The 15,972-nt window shown below is 61.3% G+C and carries 15 protein-coding genes; 9 read left to right on the forward strand and 6 right to left on the reverse strand.

Features of this window, described 5'->3' with window-relative positions:
• Positions 1-594: 594 nt before the first annotated feature.
• Positions 595-2,085: an arylsulfatase gene (locus LPA36_RS22545; protein WP_228881726.1), complete on the reverse strand. Its 1,491-nt coding sequence runs from the start codon at positions 2,083-2,085 to the stop codon at positions 595-597.
• A gap of 154 nt (positions 2,086-2,239) precedes the next feature.
• Entirely contained in the window at positions 2,240-3,547 is a 1,308-nt protein-coding gene (locus LPA36_RS22550; RefSeq protein ID WP_228881857.1) for an anaerobic sulfatase maturase, read from the reverse strand.
• Between LPA36_RS22550 and LPA36_RS22555 the strand changes: the two genes are divergently transcribed.
• From LPA36_RS22555 to LPA36_RS22565, 3 genes are all read left to right on the forward strand, one after another.
• The gene (locus tag LPA36_RS22555) at positions 3,456-3,674 is read left to right on the forward strand and encodes a hypothetical protein (protein ID WP_228881864.1); all 219 of its coding nucleotides are present in this window, start codon (positions 3,456-3,458) and stop codon (positions 3,672-3,674) included. The two genes, LPA36_RS22550 and LPA36_RS22555, sit on opposite strands and share 92 nt — an antisense overlap.
• 530 nt (positions 3,675-4,204) lie before the next feature.
• Positions 4,205-4,606, forward strand: coding sequence for a YidH family protein (locus LPA36_RS22560; protein ID WP_228881727.1), 402 nt, complete (start codon positions 4,205-4,207; stop codon positions 4,604-4,606).
• 124 nt (positions 4,607-4,730) lie between these two features.
• Positions 4,731-5,555: a bile acid:sodium symporter family protein gene (locus LPA36_RS22565; protein WP_228881728.1), complete on the forward strand. Its 825-nt coding sequence runs from the start codon at positions 4,731-4,733 to the stop codon at positions 5,553-5,555.
• Positions 5,556-5,711: 156 nt separating this feature from the next.
• On the opposite strand, the gene LPA36_RS22570 is transcribed toward LPA36_RS22565, so the two are convergent.
• Positions 5,712-6,416, reverse strand: a complete 705-nt coding sequence (locus LPA36_RS22570; RefSeq protein ID WP_228881735.1) for a GntR family transcriptional regulator — start codon at positions 6,414-6,416, stop codon at positions 5,712-5,714.
• A gap of 196 nt (positions 6,417-6,612) precedes the next feature.
• Here LPA36_RS22570 and LPA36_RS22575 point away from each other — a divergent pair, with 196 nt between their 5' ends.
• The 5 genes from LPA36_RS22575 (at position 6,613) to ppnP (ending at position 12,247) form a co-directional block, all read left to right on the forward strand.
• Positions 6,613-7,887: a glucarate dehydratase family protein gene (locus LPA36_RS22575; protein WP_228881737.1), complete on the forward strand. Its 1,275-nt coding sequence runs from the start codon at positions 6,613-6,615 to the stop codon at positions 7,885-7,887.
• A gap of 154 nt (positions 7,888-8,041) precedes the next feature.
• Positions 8,042-9,370, forward strand: a complete 1,329-nt coding sequence (locus LPA36_RS22580; RefSeq protein WP_228881741.1) for an MFS transporter — start codon at positions 8,042-8,044, stop codon at positions 9,368-9,370.
• A 151-nt stretch (positions 9,371-9,521) separates the two neighbouring features.
• Complete coding sequence (locus tag LPA36_RS22585) at positions 9,522-10,829, forward strand: MFS transporter (RefSeq protein WP_228881743.1); 1,308 nt, start codon at positions 9,522-9,524, stop codon at positions 10,827-10,829.
• A 174-nt stretch (positions 10,830-11,003) separates the two neighbouring features.
• Positions 11,004-11,708 carry a hypothetical protein gene (locus LPA36_RS22590; protein ID WP_228881746.1) on the forward strand — a complete coding sequence of 235 codons (705 nt, stop codon included), beginning with the start codon at positions 11,004-11,006 and terminating at the stop codon, positions 11,706-11,708.
• Positions 11,709-11,926: 218 nt separating this feature from the next.
• A complete protein-coding gene (gene ppnP / locus LPA36_RS22595) occupies positions 11,927-12,247 on the forward strand; it encodes a pyrimidine/purine nucleoside phosphorylase (protein WP_201073701.1) in 321 nt (106 codons plus the stop codon).
• Positions 12,248-12,288: 41 nt separating this feature from the next.
• Here ppnP and LPA36_RS22600 read toward each other — a convergent pair whose 3' ends face one another.
• Complete coding sequence (locus LPA36_RS22600) at positions 12,289-13,149, reverse strand: class I SAM-dependent methyltransferase (protein ID WP_228881749.1); 861 nt, start codon at positions 13,147-13,149, stop codon at positions 12,289-12,291.
• A gap of 254 nt (positions 13,150-13,403) precedes the next feature.
• Positions 13,404-14,435, reverse strand: coding sequence for a saccharopine dehydrogenase family protein (locus LPA36_RS22605; RefSeq protein ID WP_228881752.1), 1,032 nt, complete (start codon positions 14,433-14,435; stop codon positions 13,404-13,406).
• Between the two features lie 183 nt (positions 14,436-14,618).
• On the opposite strand from LPA36_RS22605, the gene LPA36_RS22610 reads away from it, so the two are divergent.
• Positions 14,619-15,227, forward strand: a complete 609-nt coding sequence (locus LPA36_RS22610) for a TetR/AcrR family transcriptional regulator (RefSeq protein WP_228881754.1) — start codon at positions 14,619-14,621, stop codon at positions 15,225-15,227.
• Here LPA36_RS22610 and LPA36_RS22615 read toward each other — a convergent pair whose 3' ends face one another.
• Positions 15,228-15,887 carry a glutathione S-transferase family protein gene (locus LPA36_RS22615; protein ID WP_228881776.1) on the reverse strand — a complete coding sequence of 220 codons (660 nt, stop codon included), beginning with the start codon at positions 15,885-15,887 and terminating at the stop codon, positions 15,228-15,230.
• Between the last annotated feature and the right edge of the window lie 85 nt (positions 15,888-15,972).

Consider the following 15,972-nt stretch of genomic DNA (forward strand, 5'->3'; position numbering starts at 1 on the left):
GTCATCTCCTTGGGTTCATGGAACTGAGGAAACACCGCCGGGCATTCCTCTGTGGAAATGCTCGCGTCTGAAACCAGCCGGCATGCAAGAACTGTATGTGCTTTGCCGCATCCCTTCGAATGGGTTAACCCCTGGTCGAGGTGGGTGATGCGCTGGTCAGGCGCTCATTCGCGGGCTGGATGGGTGATATCAGATTGCGACACGTCGGAATGCTGCTTTGCAGCGCAAAGCGTCTGCGTGCCGTCGATATCGAGTTTTCGTGGGGGCGGTACGGTTTTGGCAGGTGCGATTCAGGTCGTTGCGCCGACAACGATTGTTTATAAGGTCCAACGGTCATTGGATCATTTGAACGACGAACGCCGCTGCCGAATTCGACGTCTGTCACAAAGGCTGGCGCGACATGCATGGCTATTTTCTGGCGGCATCCGGACATCCGGAATTTTGCTGGCCGTCGCATCCCATGGGCGAAGCGTTCTTCTCACGATCCCCCAACCAGAACATAACTGTCGTTACCCTGACTGAATAGCGTACCCAGTCGCCCGACGATCTGACTGATCGTCGGGCTGATTCCCTTCTCCGCTCATTCACCGAAGCTCAATGATTGCCACCGCCACTCGCATCGTCCAGTTGCCGCAGCACCGCATCCAGGTTAAACGATGCAGGTTTCTGGCGCGGAGGAAACGCCTTGAAATTCTCGATCTGCGATGCCACAACCGCTTGCATCCCGTACAGCAGATAAGCATGGGATATCATCCAGTCGTAGTATGTGTTCGAGTTCTCATCGGCACGTTCGAAGGGGTCCCTTCGAAGGTTGAACATTTTCGGAATGCGAAGGTGCACGAATGGCTCTGCCCAGCACGCCAGTTGTTTGGCGCGCTGCTCCATCAATACCATCTTCCAGTCACGCACACGGATTGCCATCACGTCTCCGTCGTCGCTGATATAGAAAAACGACTCGCGCGGGCTTTCTTTCACTTCTCCAGTGAGATACGGAAGCATGTTGAAACCGTCCAGATGAACCTTGTACGTTTTCTCGCCAACCTTGTGTCCCTTAAGAAGTTTTTCCTTGATGTCCGGCTCGCCGGCCGCCGCGAGGAGAGTCGTCATCCAGTCCTGGTGTGTAACGATCCCGTTTAGAACCGTACCAGCAGGGATTTTCCCGGGCCATCTAACGAACGCCGGAACCCGCCAGCCACCTTCCCAGTTGGTATTCTTTTCAGCCCGGAACGGGGTGATGCCTGCGTCCGGCCAACTATTGAAGTGAGGTCCGTTATCTGTCGAATACATGACGATCGTATCGTCGGCGATCCCCAGATCTTCCAGCTTCGCCAGCATCCTGCCGATGTTCTCGTCGTGCGCGACCATCACGTCGTTATATTCACCCTGGCCGCTCTTGCCCTTATGCTTCTCCGCGCAGTGGGTCCGGAAATGCATGGCCGTCGTGTTGTACCAGACAAAGAACGGCTTGCCATCCTTATGAGCCTTGTCGATGAATTTGCAGGCAAGTTCGGTCGTTTCTTCATCGACCGTCTCCATGCGCTTTTTGGTCAGCGCACCGGTATCCTCGATCCTCTGGCCACCCTTGCCGTCTGAGTGGCAGTGGAGCACACCCCGTGGACCAAAACGTTTTCTGAAAGCAGGATCCTTTGGATAGTCGGGATCCTCAGGCTCCTCTTCCGCGTTCAGGTGATACAGGTTGCCAAAGAACTCGTCAAACCCATGCATGGTCGGCAGAAATTCATCCTTGTCGCCCAGATGGTTTTTGCCAAACTGCCCCGTGACATAACCAAGCGGCTTGAGCATCTCCGCGATTGTGGGGTCTTCTGCCGACAGGCCAACATCAGCCCCCGGCATTCCGACCTTGGTCAGTCCCGTGCGGACCGGATTTTGACCGGTAATGAATGCTGCGCGTCCGGCCGTACAACTCTGCTGGGCGTAGTAGTCTGTAAACGCCACGCCCTCATTGGCAATGCGATCGATATTAGGCGTGCGATAACCCATCTGCCCACGACTGTTGAAACTGATGTTCCACCATCCAATATCATCGCCCCAAAGAATCAGGATATTCGGTTGCTTTGTCGCCATGATTGCTTCCACTCCTTTCAGATAAGGCCCGGTCAGCTTTGCGCAAGCCGGGCGAAGAGGCTGCATGAGTCACCGAACTGAGCTGGCACGACGCGCCGGTCCCTGCTCTGCGAGAATGTCACCGACACGGACGTCTTCAGGCACATCTCCCCTGTCATGAGGCTCGCAGTTCCTCATTGCTTGCCGGATCGAACGAACGATGCGGTGCGTTTTTGCCGTGGCAGAATCTGAATTTTCTGCCGCTACCACACGGACAGGGCGCATACGGGCCACGCCGTTTATCTTCGATTGCGGTCATCGCCATCACATCGGACGGAGGCCGGCCTTCGTGAAGCAGTCTGGCCATTGTCTCCATCGCGTGTCGCGAGCGCGTAAAGAACAACTCAAGACCGGAGCAAAGATAATTCTGCCCGGCCTCGCCGTCCCGTGAGAGCGCGAAGCGGTCCTTCGGACATCCGCCATTGCACAGCGCCCTCACTTCGCAATTCCTGCACTGGGCCGTAAGCGAGTCACGCTTGTCCAGTCCGAACTTGCGCTGTTCGGCGGACGCCATGAGCTTCAGCATGTGCGTTTCGTGAATGTTGCCCAGCCGGTATCCTGGTTCTACAAAGTGGTCGCATGAATACAGATCGCCGTTGTACTCAAGAGCGGGGCCGAGCCCGCAGGTGGGCGCATGGATGCACAACAGGTGACGACCAAAGAAGGCTTCCAGTGTCACGTCGAACAGTTGCACGAAGACGCGTCCCACGTCATGGCGCACCCACTCTTCGAAGATGTCCATGAGGAAAAGACCATACTGCTCTGCGCCGACTGAACGTTCGGTGACCAGATTGCCGGTCTGTGTATACAGCACGCGCTTGTGGCCCGGCTGTTCGCTCCACCCCTGGTTCGCGATCTGAATCGTCTGTTCAGTTGCGCGCTCGATGATCGGGATGAACTGGATCCACTTCGCGCCGAGTTCATCGCGAAAGAAGCTGTAAACCGACCGACCATGGTGCTGGTTGGCGGAGTTGACCGTGCACAGGATATTGAAGTCGACGCCATGCTCGCGCAGCTGGTTCCACCCGCGCATGACCAGGTCAAAGGTGCCCTGCGCACGTCGATCGACGCGAAACGTGTCGTGAAGTTCACGCGGACCATCGACACTCAGGCCGACGAGAAAATCGTACTGCTTGAAGAACTCGCACCACTCGTCGTCGAGGAGAATGCCGTTGGTCTGAAAAGTGTGTTTCACAACCTGTCCAGGCTTGCGGTACTTTTCGACGAGTTCGACCGCCCGCCTGAAGAATTCGACCTTCATGAGCGTGGGCTCGCCGCCCTGCCACGCTACGGTGACCTCCGGGGTGCGATGCGACTCCAGCAGCTGGCGAATGTACGTCTCCAGCGTCGCCTGGGACATCCTGTGCTTTTCGTTCGGATACAGCGCCTCTTTCGACAGGAAGAAGCAATATTTGCAGTCGATATTGCAGGTCGATCCGCTTGGTTTGGCCAGCAAATGGAAGCAGGGCGGCGCATTCGGATCGTCAATGCCCAATGTTGAAGTTCGAGACAGCGACATGGCCTCCATTACCCGCCCCCTTTTATTGTGAGAGTGCCAAAAGCTGCCCGACGCCCGCCACCAGGCGCCTCAACATGCCAGCAGGTCCGCATCCGGAAGAAGCAAACCGCGGACGCGGACGTGATTGGTATTTAAGTAAGCCTGCGTCGGGAAAGCAAACGGAATTTGGAGATTGCCGGTTTGAGCGCTTTGCGCGAGCGCGCCCCTCTGGCTCGCGGTGCTACTCGTCGCTCGGGTCAAAGTGGGCAAAATCCTGAATTCGCGCGGCGGCGCCCCTTATGCTTAAGGAGGCAGGCACATAAATTTCCTGGGCCGCCATCGAGTACGGTTCTGTCCAACTGGACGCCCTGCCCAGAACGCGAAGACGATTTCGTCGGACACGCGCTCCCGCTAACTCATTGCGTGCGCACACCCCCTGCCCTCGGATATGCAGATTCTCGCAATCGCGCGACTCATGAACTAGATTAACGTTAGCGCTTATGGCGCCCCGATTTCCATTTGCGGCCGTGCCCGGAATCTCACTTGTGAAGTCCGGCCCTGACAAACCAATCCGGAGACTGTGTGATTAACGCGGAACCGCGTTCGGCGAACCAACTGGCGGAGGAGCGGACCGACCTCGCGACAAGGCGAACGCTAATGGCGGCCGACCGTACCCTGATGGCGTGGATACGTACCGCGCTTTCGATGATCAGCTTCGGCTTTACGATCTACAAGGTGCTCGAGGGTTTTGCAGAAGCGGGCGTTCACCTGGCTCATCCACATACGCCTCGAAGCGTCGGCCTTTTCCTTACGGGGATGGGCACGGTTTCGATGGTCATGGGAACGGTGGAGTTCTGGCGAACCCTCGTCGGGCTGCGTGGATCTCAACCGGTCAGCGTCTGGAGGCCTGCCTTTTTTATTGCATTGGTCATGGCCTTGTCGGGGTGTTTTGTGTTTCTAAGCATCGTCATCCGATTACTCTGAGCCTGCGCGAAACGTGGCGCAGAGCGATGGCTCTGCCGGCCGGGATCGTAGATTCATGCGCCGTGCATGACCAGATCGCACCGGGGTCGCATGGTCGCTATACCTGTTCGAAGGCCCGAGTGTCGTGACTGAAACCCTGCTGATCCTGCTGAAGGTTTCCATCGCCGTCGTTATCGCTTGCATCGGCGCGGGAACTTCGCCTTCCGAGCTGACCTGGCTGTGGCGGCGGCCCGGGCTGTTAATACGCTCCCTGACAGCGATGTATCTGCTGGTTCCGCTGGTCGCATTCGGCCTGGTGCTGGTCATGCCCATCGGACGAGGCGTCAAGGCGGCCATGCTGGTGCTGGCAGTGTCTGCGGGAGCGCCGCTCCTCCCGAGGCGCCTCAAGAAACTGAACAGCCAGCAATACATCTTCAGCCTGCTGATCACGTCCTCGCTCGTCGCAATCGTCGCAGTGCCTGTCTGGGTGACACTGCTCAGCATCTATTTTGACGTCACCGTCGAGCTATCTCTCGGCACTGTCGTGTCAGACATTGCTAAAACCATCCTGTTGCCTGTCGTGTTCGGCATGGGGCTTCGAGCGATTTTCCCGGCGCGGGTAGAACGGTTATCGGACCGGGTGCTGGCGATTGCCGGGGGCGTGCTGGCAGTATCCAGCATCGCCCTGCTGATTCTCCACTGGGAGCTCCTGGCGGGTCTTCTCGACTGGCGAGGCGTGCTCGCGCTTCTGGGGCTGATGATTTTCGCGCTGCTCATTGGTCAGCTGTTTGGCGGACCCAATCCGGATGACCGGACGGCGCTCGCCATCGTCTGCGCAACCCGGCACGTCGGCATTGCGCTCATTGTCGCCACGGAGTTTGCCGGTGTAAGAACGGCCGTACTTATCGTCGCGTATTTCGTCACCATGTTCGCGGTTTCGAGCCTCTATCTGGTCTGGCGACGACGTTAGCCCGCTGCAGCTTTGTTCGCCTCCCGGGCGAACAAACACCGGTGGATGTTATCGCTGGCCCGCGCTACACGAATCTCAAAGCCAGGCTTCCCTTCTCTCCCTGCGCCGTGTTTCCGGACGGCATCCCGTGAAGTCGCCGCCACGCTTCCGACGCACTCAGTCGTCCGTCAGAAAGTTCGGGTGCCGCGTGCGGATCTGATCGACCTGGTTCAGCGTACCCGAGAGATGCTTGCGCAGCGCCGCCTGCGCGGCGTCGGCATCGCCCCTCTCGATTGCATCGACGATCTCCGTGTGATCGCGCACCACGGCCATCGTCTTGCCCTCCACCGGCAGGTGCAGGCGACGCAGACGGTCGATATGGCCGCTCCGTCTGCGCACCAGATCCCAGAGTTGCGGCACGCCCGCCGCCTCGTACATCTGGCGATGAAAAGTCTGGTCGAGCAGCGCGAACTGCTCGTAGTTCTTCAGTTCGCGCACTGCCATCTGCCCGGCAATCGTGGCGCGCAACTGGCCGACAAGCGCGGCATCGTGCTGCTCCGCAAGCGTGCGCACGACTTCCAGTTCAACCGAGCGCCGCAGGAAGTGCGCCTGCAACGCCGAAGTCACGTTGATCTGGCTGACGACCGTGGCGTGCTGCGGAAAGATGTCGACGAGACCCTCCTCGCCGAGCTTCATCAGCGCGTCGCGCACCGGCGTCTGGCTCAGACCGTACTGAGTCGCCAGATCGGCGCGGGAGAGCACCGTGCCGGGCGCGAGTTCGAGGGAGAGGATCATGTCGCGCAGCCGTTCGAACACTTGTGGCGCGGCATGGCGGGACCGGTCGAGCCGGGTCAGTGTCGACGGGAAAGCGTTGGTTTTCATGTGAGAAACGAAGCGTGAGCGCAGGCGGAAACGGCTGTTCCGCCGCTGAGATATTAATACTATAGCCGACGCCCACCCCCTTCCGGCGCGTGTGCCGCCCGTGCGGGCCTGGGTATTTACCCGACTAACACACTAATACATTAGTGCTTTACCATACGTTCATCCACTCGAAACCTTCCATTTCTGGACTGTCACCATGACTCGCGACATCACCGTCACCCAGGTGCGGATTACGCCCATTGCCTTCCGCGACGGCCCCCTGCTCAACGCTGCCGGCATCCATGAACCGTGGGCGTTGCGCGCCATCGTCGAACTGGAGACGAGCGATGGCCGCGTGGGTATCTCCGAGACCTACGGCGACGAACCGATGCTGCGCGTGCTCGAGCAGGCCAGGGCGCTGGTGATCGGCCTGTCGCCGTTCGACCTGAACCGGATGGAAGAACGCGTGCGCGCGTCGATCAAGGCGAGCCCCGGCGCGGTCGAATTCGAACTCGCGCCCGGTTCGCACTCGGCCAAGAACGCGCCGAAAGTCATCAGTACGCTCGAAGTCGCGATGCTCGACCTGCAGGGGCAAATCGTCGGCGCGCCGATCGTCGATCTGCTCGGCGGCAAGGTGCGCGACGCGGTGCCCTACAGCGCCTATCTGTTCTTCAAGTACGCCGGGCACATCGACAGGCCCTATGCGCCCGACGCCTGGGGCGAAGGCCTGAGCGCGGAGCAGATCGTCGAACAGGCACGTCGCATGATCGACCTGTACGGCTTTCAGAGCATCAAGCTCAAGGGCGGCGTGTTCGAGCCGGCACACGAGATCGCGTGCATGCGCGCGCTGCACCAGGCCTTCCCCGGCATGCCGCTACGCCTCGATCCGAACGCCAACTGGTCGCTCGAAACGAGCATCGCGGCTGCACCCGAACTCGACGAGCTGCTTGAATACTACGAAGACCCCTGTCCGGGACTCGAAGGCATGGCGGAACTGGCGAAGCACACTCGCCTGCCCCTCGCGACCAACATGGTGATCACGACCATGGAAGATTTCCGTCGCGGCGCCGCGATGGGTTCGGTCAAGGTGTTGCTGTCGGATCATCACTACTGGGGCGGCCTGCGCGCGACCCAGACACTCGCGCGCATGTGCAGACTGTGGGATCTCGGCATGTCGATGCACTCCAACTCGCACCTCGGCATCAGCCTGATGGCGATGACGCATGTCGCGGCGAGCATCCCCAACCTGACCTACGCCTGCGACACACACTACCCGTGGCAGGAAGAAGAAGTCATCAAGGGTGGCCGCGTGAGCTTCGACAACGGCGCGGTACGCGTACCCACCACGCCTGGCCTCGGCGTCGAGCTCGACCGCGAGCAGCTGGCCGTGCTGCATGCCCAGTATCTGTCGTGCGGCGTGCGCAATCGCGACGACCTGAAGCAGATGCAGAAGTACGAGCCCGGTTTTACCGGCAAGAACCCACGCTTCTGATCCGGACAGACGTACGGCGCGCGATGCGCATTGCCACCTGGCAACCCGTTTCCCGGGACCCGGGTAACGCCCTACGGGGCCGGAGCAAGCGCTAAACCGCGAACTCCGGCCGACAGCCAAAGCGCACATTCAGGGCGACACAGGAGACACCCCCATGAGCAGATCGACCCCGGCCGCGTCCGGAGCGGACCGGACCGACGCGCTGGCAGGCGCCGTGCGCAAGATCAACTGGCATGTGCTGCCGCTCTTCGTTGCGATGTTCATCGTCAACTATATCGACCGTGTGAACATCGGCTTTGTCCGTCAGAATCTGAGCGCCGATCTGGGCATCGGCGCCGCGGCCTATGGGCTCGGCGCGGGTCTGTTTTTCATCAGCTATGCGGTCTTCGAAGTGCCGTCGAACATGCTGCTGCAGCGCTTCGGCGCAAAGGCATGGCTCACACGCATCATGTTGACGTGGGGCCTGGCTGCGGTCGGCATGGCGTTCGTTCGGGGCGAGATGTCGTTCTATGCGATGCGGCTGCTGCTCGGCGCGGCCGAGGCCGGTTTCTTTCCGGGCGTCATCTTCTATTTCACACAATGGCTGCCGCGCGACGAGCGGGGCAAGGCGATGGCGATCTTTCTCAGCGGCTCGGCGCTCGCCTCGATCCTCTCCGGCCCGATCTCCGGTGCGCTGATGCTGATCAGCGGCTGGGGCCTGCACGGCTGGCAGTGGATGTTCGTGATCGAAGGCATGGCCTCGGTGGTGCTGGCCGGCTTCATCTGGTTCTGGCTCGACTCGAAGCCGCGCGACGCCAGATGGCTCTCCCGTGCGGAGCAGGACGCGATCGTTGCCTCGATAGAAGAAGAGCAGCGCCAGCGCGACGCGGTGCATGCGATCAAGCCGTCGATCTGGACGCTGCTGCGCGACCCGCAGATCCTGATTTTCTGCGTGATCTACTTCTCGGTTTCGCTGACGATCTACGGCGCGACGTTCTGGCTGCCCAGCATCATCCGCAAGATGGGCCATTTCAACGATTTCCAGGTCGGGCTCTTCAATTCGATTCCATGGCTGATCTCGATCGTGGCCATGTACTGCTTCGCGATGCTCGCGGCGCGCTTCAGGTTTCAGCAGGCGTGGGTTGCGTGCGTGCTGCTGATCGCCGCACTCGGCATGTATGCCGCCGGCAAGGGCAGTCCGATGTTTTCGTTCGTCGCGATCTGCTTTGCGGCGATCGGTTTCAAGGCCGCGTCGGCGTTGTTCTGGCCGATTCCACAGGGTTACCTGGATGCGCGGATTTCCGCGGCGGTGCTGGCGCTGATCAATTCGATCGGCAATCTCGGCGGCTTCGTCGCGCCGGCGGCCTTCGGCCTGCTCGAGCAGAAGACCGGCTCGATCGAAGGCGGGCTCACCGGGCTCGCCCTGATGTCGGTGGTGGCAGCCGGCGTCGTTTTCTTTTCCCGGATGAAGCCGCGCGAGGGGCGATCCGCCCTCGCGCTGTAGGCGGTACGCGGACCAGCCTGCCTGGCATTTTCGCCCCGTTCGCGGAAGACCGGCCGCGCCTGATGGCCGGTAATCACGTCGCCTGCCCGGCTCCGGTATTCGCCCTTTTGAAACGCATCGCTACACCCATTACAAACTTTGCGGAGACACGATGAAAATGATCGAAGCCCGTTCCGTCGCCAGTGCAACGGCCGTCGGACGATACAGATGGACCATCTGCGCACTCATGTTCTTTGCGACGACGATCAACTACATGGATCGCCAGATGCTGGGGTTGCTCGCGCCGCTGCTGCAAAAAGACATTGGCTGGAACCAGGTCCAGTACGCGCAGACCGTGATGGTCTTCACCGTAGCCTATGCAGTCGGTCTCGCGACATTTGGTCGAATCGCAGACCGGATCAGCACCAAGGTGGTCTACGGCAGTGCCATGGCGATGTGGAGCCTCGCCGCGATGCTGCACGCGCTGGCGGCGAGCGTCCCCGGTTTCGCGGCCGTGCGCGGTTTGCTCGGGTTCGGCGAGGCGGCCAATTTCCCTGTCGCCATCCGCACCACGGCCATATGGTTTCCGAAGAAGGAGCGTGCGTTGGCCACGGGTCTGTGGAACATGGGCGCGACCATCGGCGGGATCGTTGCACCTGCATTCGTACCAGTCGCCGCTGTCATGTGGGGCTGGCGTGCGACGTTCGTGGTCGGAGGCGCGGCCGGCTTCGTGTGGCTGGCGGTATGGCTGCTCGTGTACCGTCCTCCCGCGGAGCATGCGTCGGTATCGAAGGACGAGCTGGATTACATCAATTCGGACCGCGACGAAAACGTCGAGCAATCCGTGAGCTGGCTTTCCGTGCTGAAGTACCGCGAAACGTGGGCGTTCATTTTTGGCAAACTGCTGACCGATCCGGTGTGGTGGTTCTATCTGTTCTGGCTGCCTAAATGGCTCAATGAGTCGAGGCACATCGACATCGGCAATCTGGGTCTGCCGTTGATCGTCATCTACACGATGGCATCTGTCGGCAGTGTGGCTGGAGGCTGGCTGTCGTCACGGCTGATGCAGCGTTCCAGCAAACCCAATGTCGCGCGCAAGATCGCGATGGGTGTCTGCGCGCTGTGCGTACTGCCGATTGCGACACTTTCGTATTTTCAGAGCCTCTGGTACGCAGTTTTCGCTGTCGGTCTTGCCGCGGCGGCTCACCAGGGCTGGTCGGCGAACCTCGTCACGACCGTCGGCGACGTGTTTCCGCGCCGGATGGTGGGCACAGTGGTCGGCATCGGCGGCGTGGCAGGGATGATCGGCTCGTTCCTCTACTCGGGCGTCATCGGCGAGACGTTGCAGCGCACAGGTCAGTACTGGGTGCTCTTTGCTGTGGGTGCATCGGCTTATCTGGTCGCGCTCGGCATCATTCATCTGCTGATGCCACGCATGACGCCCGTGAATCTGCGCGAGCAACCGGCAACTCACGGCTGACGTTCCTCCTGAAGGAACAGGCGCTGGCGAACGGGTCGCGCAGCCTCAAAATCAGCATGGGGCTTCGCGGCCCGGCGGCGCCACGCTGGCCGGCGGCAAGCTTCGAACGCGCCGCCCGCGAATCGTTAGAATGATGCCGATGAGCCATCCCCTCAACCGCATCAGACGCCAGCCATGCTGACCTCCTTTTTCTGGAGCGGCGAGGCCATTCGCAGTCGACACGTGAGCGATATCGTGCTGTCGGGCATCGTCGACGTGCCCGAGCCTCCTCTACGTCTGCTCGCGGACTGGCAAAGAGAGATCGCGTCACATCTTGTTCTGGAGCCTGGCGACGTCGAAGTCATGCCTTTGGCGCGAACGCTCATGCGCTGGCCGGACTACACGCGTTGCGTGCAGACGATGTCCGACTGGACGAGCGCACGTGGACTGCCCGAAGTGCTCGCCTCGAGCGACGTCGCCCTCATGGCCTGCCGCGGCGCGAGATACCACCATGACGGCCGGCAATATGGCAGTGCGGTTTTCTGCAATCTGTTCCTGAGCGAGGACCGGGGTCTCGATCTGCACTTTCCCGCGTCAGGCCATCGCATTCCCCTCACGCGGGGAACCGCTGTGATATTCGATACGGGCCAGCCGCATGGCGTAATCCAGCGCGACAGCAGCGGTTTTAATGCCGCCCACTTCCCGCCGGACGAGGATCGCGTCCAGATATTCCTGACGTGGGAGCTTCCGGTCGAAAATACCCATGTGGGTCACGCGCTCAGGATTTCATTCGACGTCGCTCCTTCGACCGCTTCGCAACTGAATGAAGAGCAGGTCTGGCTAAACGGCGAGCCGGTCACGGTGTGCCCCGATTCCGGTCGCTGGTGCCCGATTGACTGATCGGAGCGACCGCAACGCGGTGTTGCCCTCACACCGCGCACATGCCCGGCGCGCACCGCTACACACGTATCACCGGCTGGCGCCGACGACTGCTTGTATCATGGCGGACTGGCGCCGAACCGAAAGCCCGCGCGGACGGCCTGTGCAGATCCCGCGCCGCCCGCTGCCGCCACGCGGCGCCCACGTATCCATTCACGATGATCCAGAGGAAGACCGCCATGACGGCCGCAACGCAATTCGATCAGGTTTCCGTTATCAAACGCGCCAACGTCTATTTCGACGGCAAGTGTGTCTCGCATACCGTTCTCTTCGCTGACGGCACACGCAAGACGCTGGGTGTGATTCTGCCCGGCGCGCTCAACTTCGGCACCGACGCGCCCGAACTCATGGAAGTGCAGGCTGGCCAGTGCCGCATCCGCCTCGAAGGCAGCGACGAGTGGAAAACGTATGGCGCAGGCGAGTCATTTTCGGTGCCCGGCAAGAGCCGCTTCGATATCGACGTGATCGAAACGCTCGACTACGTCTGCAGCTATCTGTAAAGACGGTCGGGCGCGAGGCGCCCGATAACGGCTGCGAGTAGCTACGTCCTCGCTACGAGGAGTTCTTCCGCATTGTCTGGCGGCCGCAGGCCGTCTGTCCTGTCCGCGAAGTAACGGCGCGCAAGATCGGACGCCGGAACATGCCGTGCTTCCCTGAAGCCCGCTTCGCGGGCCATCGTCACAACCTCCGGCGGAGTGAAGTAGCTGATAAACGGCGTGCCGCTTGCCCGCGCGCCCTTCTCCGCCATCTCAAGTCCGGGACGTACCTCGGGATTCGCCTGATCCAGCGGAAGCAGGAACGTCATGGCGAACGTCGATCCGTGCGCGAAGCCCGCGACCTGGCGCAGCGTCGCCGCATTCGCGTCCTTCGTGAGATACATGCTGACGCCCGTGGAGACCACGACGGCCGGCTTGCTGTCGTCGAAGCCCGCTGCCACCAGTTGATCCCGCCAGCGCTCCCCTGCCTCGAAATCGACCGGGACAAAACGCAGCCACTCCGGAATGCCGAAGCCAAGTTCGACCAGCCGGCTGCGCTTCCACGCCTGAGGCCCAGGCGGGTCGACCTCGAATACCGTGAGGCGCGAAGCGATCTCCGGCTTGCGCTGCGCGAAGCTGTCGAGGCCCGCACCGAGAATCACATACTGGCTCACCCCCTGGCCGGCCTGCTCCACGACCAGGTCTTCGATGAACCGTGCACGCGCCACGATCGACGCGCGAAAGGGCCGCGTGAATTGCGGATCCATGTCGCCACGCAGACGCCAGTCCTCGTCAGGGGCAAGCAGCCGGAGGCCGATATCGTCTTCCAGAACATGCGGCGGCGGGTCGGCCTCCACATGCAGCGCGCGCCACAAGGCGACGCGCGCCGCCGTGCTGTCGGGCACTTCATTTCGCTTGTCGTTCATGCCTTTCAATCCTGTCCGTTTGTCTTCGAATGCTGTTGACGAGGCGAATACTGTGCCACGTCACGCACGATCGCGCGACGGCGATTCTGAGGTCCGCGGCTCATGCGGCCAGTCTGGAATGTCCAGAACCTGGCCGCCTTACATGACGTAGCGGGCTTCAGCAGGTTGGCATCGTCGCTGCAGCTTTTGCCCCGAGGTTCCCGATCCGGTTCGCGCTGTCAGCATCTCAGGCGTTCGGTAGCACCGTGGACGCTTCACGCCCTCTCCAGCGACAGCTTTTCCTGACCGAGCGATTCCAGAAAGTCACGTGCGTCGAACGCTTCGCCGGCGGTCAGTACGCCTGCCCTGTCAACGCGTCCACCGACAACACGCGCGAGCCCTTCGACCACCAGCGGCGCGCTGATCGCGTAGATGTCCTGCCCGCTTGCCGACAGGCGGCGTGTTTCGCCGCCCGAACGCACGACCACGTCCACCACGAAGCTTTGCGACGAGCGTCCGCTTTCATCGACGGCGACCGGTGGCGACGAGTCCGGGTTCACCAGGTCCTTGACGGCCACAGCGGTCATGTACGAGCGTATCTCGGGCGTCTTCAGATGACGCGCGATCGTCACCGTGTCGGCCATCGTGAACTCTCCAATGACCGGCTGCGTGCCGAGCGGCGCCGGGAACGTCCACTCGCCCGTCGGCGCTGCTTCCGTGCGAAACGCCAGTTCCCCTTTCGCAAAGACAATGCGACGCCCGTCCCTACGCTGCCTCGACACCTGACCGGCGGCCCTCGTGCCAGCCGTTGGCTTCCAGCTGCTGAGCCCGTATGCAATGCTGATCTCATCCGCATGCTCCCAGCCGCCCATCGCCGCCGTAGCGAGAAGATCGCCGAGGCCGCCGAAGAACGCCATCGCCGGGACGATCACGATGCCCGCCTCGCGCGCCCGGTCGGCGTAGTGCTCGAACGTATCCAGATTGGCCTCGATCTCCGCGGCGACGTCCAGATACGGAATCCGCGCACGCAACGCGGCTTCGATCACCGGGGCCGATGTGCTCGCGAAGGGCCCCGCGCAATTGATGACCGCAACCGCACCCGTCAGCGCACGATCGAGCGACGCCGGGTCGTCTACCGAAGCAGGCCGGATGTCCGCTTCCGGCTGATCGGCTCCGACGGCATTCAGCCTGCTGGCATCGCGTCCGGAAAGGATGGGCTTCCAGCCACGCGCGAGCAGTTCCGACACCACGAAGCGGCCGGTGTGACCATATGCGCCGAAGACGGCGACGGTTCGGTTTGACGTCATTGCAGAACTCCAGTTGTCAGGGTGGTTCTTCAAACGGCGGACAGAAAAACAGGCGAAACCATAACGATACAGATCTGTATCGTTTAAAAGAGAGTAGAGTACAGATCTGTAGCGTGTCAAGCGCAATCCTGGTACAGTGCCCAGAGCATGGAAAATCTGCGTTTCCCAAAAAGAGAACCTCTCATGAGCAAAGCCACAGTCGCCACAGCAAAAGAAGCCGTCAACGCCGGTTCGCCCAGCGTCCGGGACCGCGTACTCGATACGGCGGCCGAGCTGTTCTATCAGGAAGGCGTGAGGGCCGTCGGCGTCGATCTGGTCGTCGAACGTTCGGGGGTTGCGAAGACGAGCCTCTATCGACACTTCGCGACCAAGGATGAACTCGTGGCCGCCGTGCTCGAACGCGATGACGTGAACTACTGGGATGCGTGGGACAGGATCGCGAAGCGCCACAAGAATGCGCCGGGAGATGAACTCAAGGCTCACCTGCAATGGATCGCCCGCGACATCGCAACGCCGAAATATCGCGGCTGCCCGTTTCTCAACGTGGCGACCGAGTTTCCGGCACCGGACCATCCTGCACGGGTGGTGTCCGTGAGGCACAAGGTGGAATTGCGCCGCCGTCTCAGCGCACTCGTGAAGCAGATCGGCATTGCCAGGCCCGATAGTCTGGCGAGCCAGATCGCGCTGCTTGTCGACGGTGCCTACGTATACGGGCAACTCACCAGAGAGGCCGCGCAGCCGCTCGTGCCGGCGGCGCTCGCGCTGATCTCGGCTGCGGAAAACGCGGGCTGATCAGTCGCGATCGGGCGCACCCAGCGGAAAGTACGTGCGGTACGGCCGTGCTTCATCCACCGCCCGGGCAAACGACGGTCGTTTCAGAAGACGTTGACGGTAGGCCGTGACATTGGGATGGGCATCGCCGATGGGATGCGTCCAGTCCGCATAGAAGAGGAACGGCGCGGCACCGCAATCGGCAAGACTGAAGTGCTCGCCCGCCGCCCATTCACGTTGCGACATCACCCTGTCGAGCCAGGCATACGCCGTGTCGAGCATGGTCTGCGCTTCACGCACGCCATAGGGATCACGGGCATCCTCGGGGCGAAGCGCGTTGGCCACGATTCTCTGCTGGGGCGTCGAGATGTAATTGTCGAAGAAGCGGTCCATCGTTCGCACTTCGAGTGCGGCGCGCGGGTCCTCGGGAATCAGGCGCACCGGGCCGGGTGCGTACAGGCCCAGATATTCGACGATGCAACTGGCTTCGATGATCGTGCGTTCGCCGTCCACGAGCACCGGAAAGCGCTTCATGGGCCAAAGTTCGGACAGTTCACGAAACGCCGGACTATCCGGGCCCGCGAGTATTTGCGGTTCGAACGGCACGGCATTTTCGTACAGTGCGATGAGTGCCTTCTGGCAGTAGGACGAAAACGGGTGATAGTAGAGTTTCAGCGCCATGAAGCGTCTCCCGGAATTGAGAAATGCGGCCGCGTTGAGCGGCCCACTACTCCACGACGAATCAAACTACCAGAAATCGACACGT

It is taken from the genome of Paraburkholderia saeva (genome assembly GCF_907164555.1).
GTDB classification, from domain to species: domain Bacteria; phylum Pseudomonadota; class Gammaproteobacteria; order Burkholderiales; family Burkholderiaceae; genus Paraburkholderia; species Paraburkholderia saeva.

Bases quoted from the DNA above. Each gene is read 5' to 3' on its own strand.
- LPA36_RS22545 (WP_228881726.1), bottom strand. From the start codon at position 2,085: ATGGCGACAAAGCAACCGAATATCCTGATTCTTTGGGGCGATGATATT.
- LPA36_RS22600 (WP_228881749.1), bottom strand. From the start codon at position 13,149: ATGAACGACAAGCGAAATGAAGTGCCCGACAGCACGGCGGCGCGCGTC.
- LPA36_RS22580 (WP_228881741.1), top strand. From the start codon at position 8,042: ATGAGCAGATCGACCCCGGCCGCGTCCGGAGCGGACCGGACCGACGCG.
- ppnP (WP_201073701.1), top strand. From the start codon at position 11,927: ATGACGGCCGCAACGCAATTCGATCAGGTTTCCGTTATCAAACGCGCC.
- LPA36_RS22575 (WP_228881737.1), top strand. From the start codon at position 6,613: ATGACTCGCGACATCACCGTCACCCAGGTGCGGATTACGCCCATTGCC.
- LPA36_RS22610 (WP_228881754.1), top strand. From the start codon at position 14,619: ATGAGCAAAGCCACAGTCGCCACAGCAAAAGAAGCCGTCAACGCCGGT.
- LPA36_RS22570 (WP_228881735.1), bottom strand. From the start codon at position 6,416: ATGAAAACCAACGCTTTCCCGTCGACACTGACCCGGCTCGACCGGTCC.
- LPA36_RS22615 (WP_228881776.1), bottom strand. From the start codon at position 15,887: ATGGCGCTGAAACTCTACTATCACCCGTTTTCGTCCTACTGCCAGAAG.
- LPA36_RS22605 (WP_228881752.1), bottom strand. From the start codon at position 14,435: ATGACGTCAAACCGAACCGTCGCCGTCTTCGGCGCATATGGTCACACC.
- LPA36_RS22590 (WP_228881746.1), top strand. From the start codon at position 11,004: ATGCTGACCTCCTTTTTCTGGAGCGGCGAGGCCATTCGCAGTCGACAC.
- LPA36_RS22555 (WP_228881864.1), top strand. From the start codon at position 3,456: ATGTACGTCTCCAGCGTCGCCTGGGACATCCTGTGCTTTTCGTTCGGA.
- LPA36_RS22585 (WP_228881743.1), top strand. From the start codon at position 9,522: ATGAAAATGATCGAAGCCCGTTCCGTCGCCAGTGCAACGGCCGTCGGA.